This is a genomic window from Romboutsia sp. 1001285H_161024_C4 (assembly GCF_015550185.1).
GTDB lineage: Bacteria > Bacillota > Clostridia > Peptostreptococcales > Peptostreptococcaceae > Romboutsia_C > Romboutsia_C hominis.
Genome location: NZ_JADNAJ010000026.1, coordinates 1 through 2988, shown reverse-complemented (window position 1 = coordinate 2988; position 2988 = coordinate 1). Strand labels below are relative to the sequence as shown.

Here is a 2988-nt window from a genome sequence, read left to right as displayed (position 1 = left end):
CTTTCTTCAGCTACTGGTATTATTTCTTTTATAAAGTATTCAAGATTTTCCCATAACTTTTCTTCATCTATATCTTTATATTGATCTAATAATGCTCCTAGTCCACCTTCTCCATAAGAAGTATCCCATCCTGGAAGTTCTAATTCACCTAGTGCTGGATCCATTTTCTTAACAGTTTCTTCATCATATATTAGACAAGTTGAACCATCTTCAAGTTCATAGTTTAGATCTGAACGAGTCCAGTCAAACACTGGCATAAAGTTATAACAAACTGTTTCTATTCCTGCTTTTCCAAGATTTCTTAACGTTTCTTTGTAGTTTTCTATGTACTTATCTCTAGTAGGTAATCCTAACTTTATATCTTCATGAACTGGTACACTTTCTATTACTGAAAGTTTTAGTCCATTGTCTTCTACAGTCTTTTTAAGTTCTAATATTTTGTCAATTGGCCACACTTCTCCAACTGGTATATCATATATCGCTGTAACTATTCCTTTCATTCCTGGTATTTGTCTGATGTACTCTATTTTTACAGGGTCATCTTGTCCATACCATCTAAACGTCATTTCCATTTACTATTCCCCCAATTATCTTTTTATATTTTGTAGACCTTTATCTATCAAACTAATAACACATTCTTCGTCTACTAAATTTATATCTCCTCTTATAGAATGCTTTAGTGCACTTGCACAAACTCCAAATTCGACAGTCTTTTTTGAATCCATATTATTTATTACTCCGTGAAGTATTCCTGCTGTAAATGCATCTCCTCCACCAACTCTATCTAATATATCAAATGTATATTCACTTGATATTTGCATGTCATTTCCATCAAATATATAACCTTTTAATGAGTTATTATTTATTGAATGAACACTTCTTTTAGTACATGCTACATATTTTATATTTGGATAATTCTTAAATAATTCTTTGTATAACTCTTTAAGAGAATCTTCAAAGTCTAAGTCATTATCTTTATATTTTAATATATTTGTCATGTCTAACTTTCCTAAAAATGCTATATCTACATAAGGAAGTACTTTTTCTAAAAATCCTTTAGCTTCTTCTAAGCTCCAAAGCTTAGCTCTGTAATTAGAATCCAAGGACACTAGTATATCATTTTCTTTACAGTATTTTGCAATATCTATAACTAAGTTATATAACTCTTTGCTAAGTGCTGGAGTTATACCAGACATATGAACTAAACTTACATCTTTTAGCATACTTTTAATATCAAATTCTTCTTTATTTGCCATTGATATAGCTGAGTATTTTCTATCATATATAACTTCTGTACTTCTATATCCATGACCTATTTCAGAAAAATATATTCCTAGTCTTCCTTCTCCTCTAACGACTGAACTAGTATCTATATCAAATCCTTTTAAATCTCTTATTACTTTATCACCTAGTGAGTTGTCTGGTAATTTAGTCGCAAACTTAGTCTTATGACCAAAGCAAGATAAACTTGCTATAACGTTTGCTTCTCCACCACCATAAATTGCTTCAAAAGAGTTTGACTGTATAATTTTTTTATTGTTGGGAGGTATTAATCTTAACATTACCTCCCCAAAACCTAAAACCTTTTTATTATTTGCTTCTGACATTTTGTATTTTCTCCACAAATTCCTTAGCTAAGTTTTCTATATCTTCTAAGCTTCCTGCATTAAATAGTGAACTTCCTACTCCTACACAAGAAACTCCCATTTCAAACCACTTATCTACATTATCTATACTAACTCCACCAGTTGGCATTATTTCAACATTTGGTATTGGAGCTTTTATAGCTTTTACATACTTTGGTCCAAATACGTCTCCTGGGAATAACTTAACCATTTTATTTCCTTTATCTTGTGCATTCATTATTTCACTTACCGTCATACATCCTGGTAAATAAAGTGTATTTAATTCTTTACATACATCGTTTACCTCTTCACTATACCCCGGGCTTACAACATATTTTGCTCCCGCTAATATTGCATCTTTAGCCATTTTAGCATTTAGTACACTTCCAACACCTAATATAAGATTTTTGTCATCTCTTAGTTCATTTATAAGTTCTACAACATTAGGTATTGAGTATGTTAATTCTACAGCTCTTATTCCACCATTTGCACAAGCATTTATATATCCTTTAGCTTCCTTATGGTCTTTTGCTCTAATTACTGCTACTATTCCTTCTTTTTTTATACTTTCTAGCATAATATCCCCCTATACTCCTGAGTATGCTGAAAATGCTCCATCTACTGGTATAACAACACCATTTACAAATCCTGATGCATCTTCACTTACTAGATATAATAATGTACCTATTAATTCTTGGGCTTCTCCAAATCTTCCCATTGGTGTGCTATTTAATATCTTGTTGCTTCTTTCTGTTGGTGTTCCATCTTCATTGAATAATAACTTTTCATTTTGTGCTGTTACAAAGAAACCTGGTGCTATAGCATTTACTCTTACTCCTACTTTAGACATATGTACAGCTAACCATTGAGTAAAGTTACTTACTGCAGCCTTTGCCCCTGAGTATGCTGGTATTTTTGTAAGCGGTGTATATGCATTCATTGAAGATATGTTTATTATTGTACATCCTTCTCTGTTTATCATATCTTTACTAAATTCTTGAGATGGAAGTAATGTTCCTAAGAAGTTTAAGTTAAATACAAATTCTACTCCTTTTGGATCTAAGTCAAAGAATGTTGTTAATTCTTCATTATTTAAATCTTCTTCAAATAAGTATTCTTTAGTTGTTGTTCCCTTTGGATGATTTCCTCCAGCTCCATTTATTAATATATCGCATGGTCCTAATTTTTCTAAAATTATATCATGAGCTCTTTTTAAACTTTCTTTATCTAATACGTTAGCTTCTATTCCTATGGCACATCCACCATTATCTATTATTTCCTTAGCTTTAGCTTCACAAGCTTCTTTTCCAAGTGCAAGTATAGCTACTTTAGCTCCACATTTAGCTAAAGCTTCAACCATAGC

4 protein-coding genes are annotated in these 2988 nt (G+C 31.5%); all 4 read right to left on the bottom strand.

What is annotated here, in order from left to right:
• Positions 1-572: mannonate dehydratase (gene uxuA, locus I1959_RS15120; RefSeq protein WP_195238909.1), on the bottom strand; the 572-nt coding region annotated here is incomplete at its 3' end.
• 15 nt (positions 573-587) lie between these two features.
• A complete protein-coding gene (locus I1959_RS15115; protein WP_195238907.1) occupies positions 588-1607 on the bottom strand; it encodes a sugar kinase in 1020 nt (339 codons plus the stop codon).
• On the bottom strand, positions 1591-2202 hold the full coding sequence (locus I1959_RS15110) for a bifunctional 4-hydroxy-2-oxoglutarate aldolase/2-dehydro-3-deoxy-phosphogluconate aldolase (RefSeq protein ID WP_207733606.1): 612 nt from the start codon (positions 2200-2202) through the stop codon (positions 1591-1593). Before I1959_RS15110 ends, I1959_RS15115 begins: the two co-directional genes overlap by 17 nt.
• Before the next feature lie 9 nt (positions 2203-2211).
• Positions 2212-2988, bottom strand: a 777-nt coding sequence (locus I1959_RS15105) for an SDR family oxidoreductase (RefSeq protein WP_195238905.1), incomplete at its 5' end; no start/stop codon positions are given.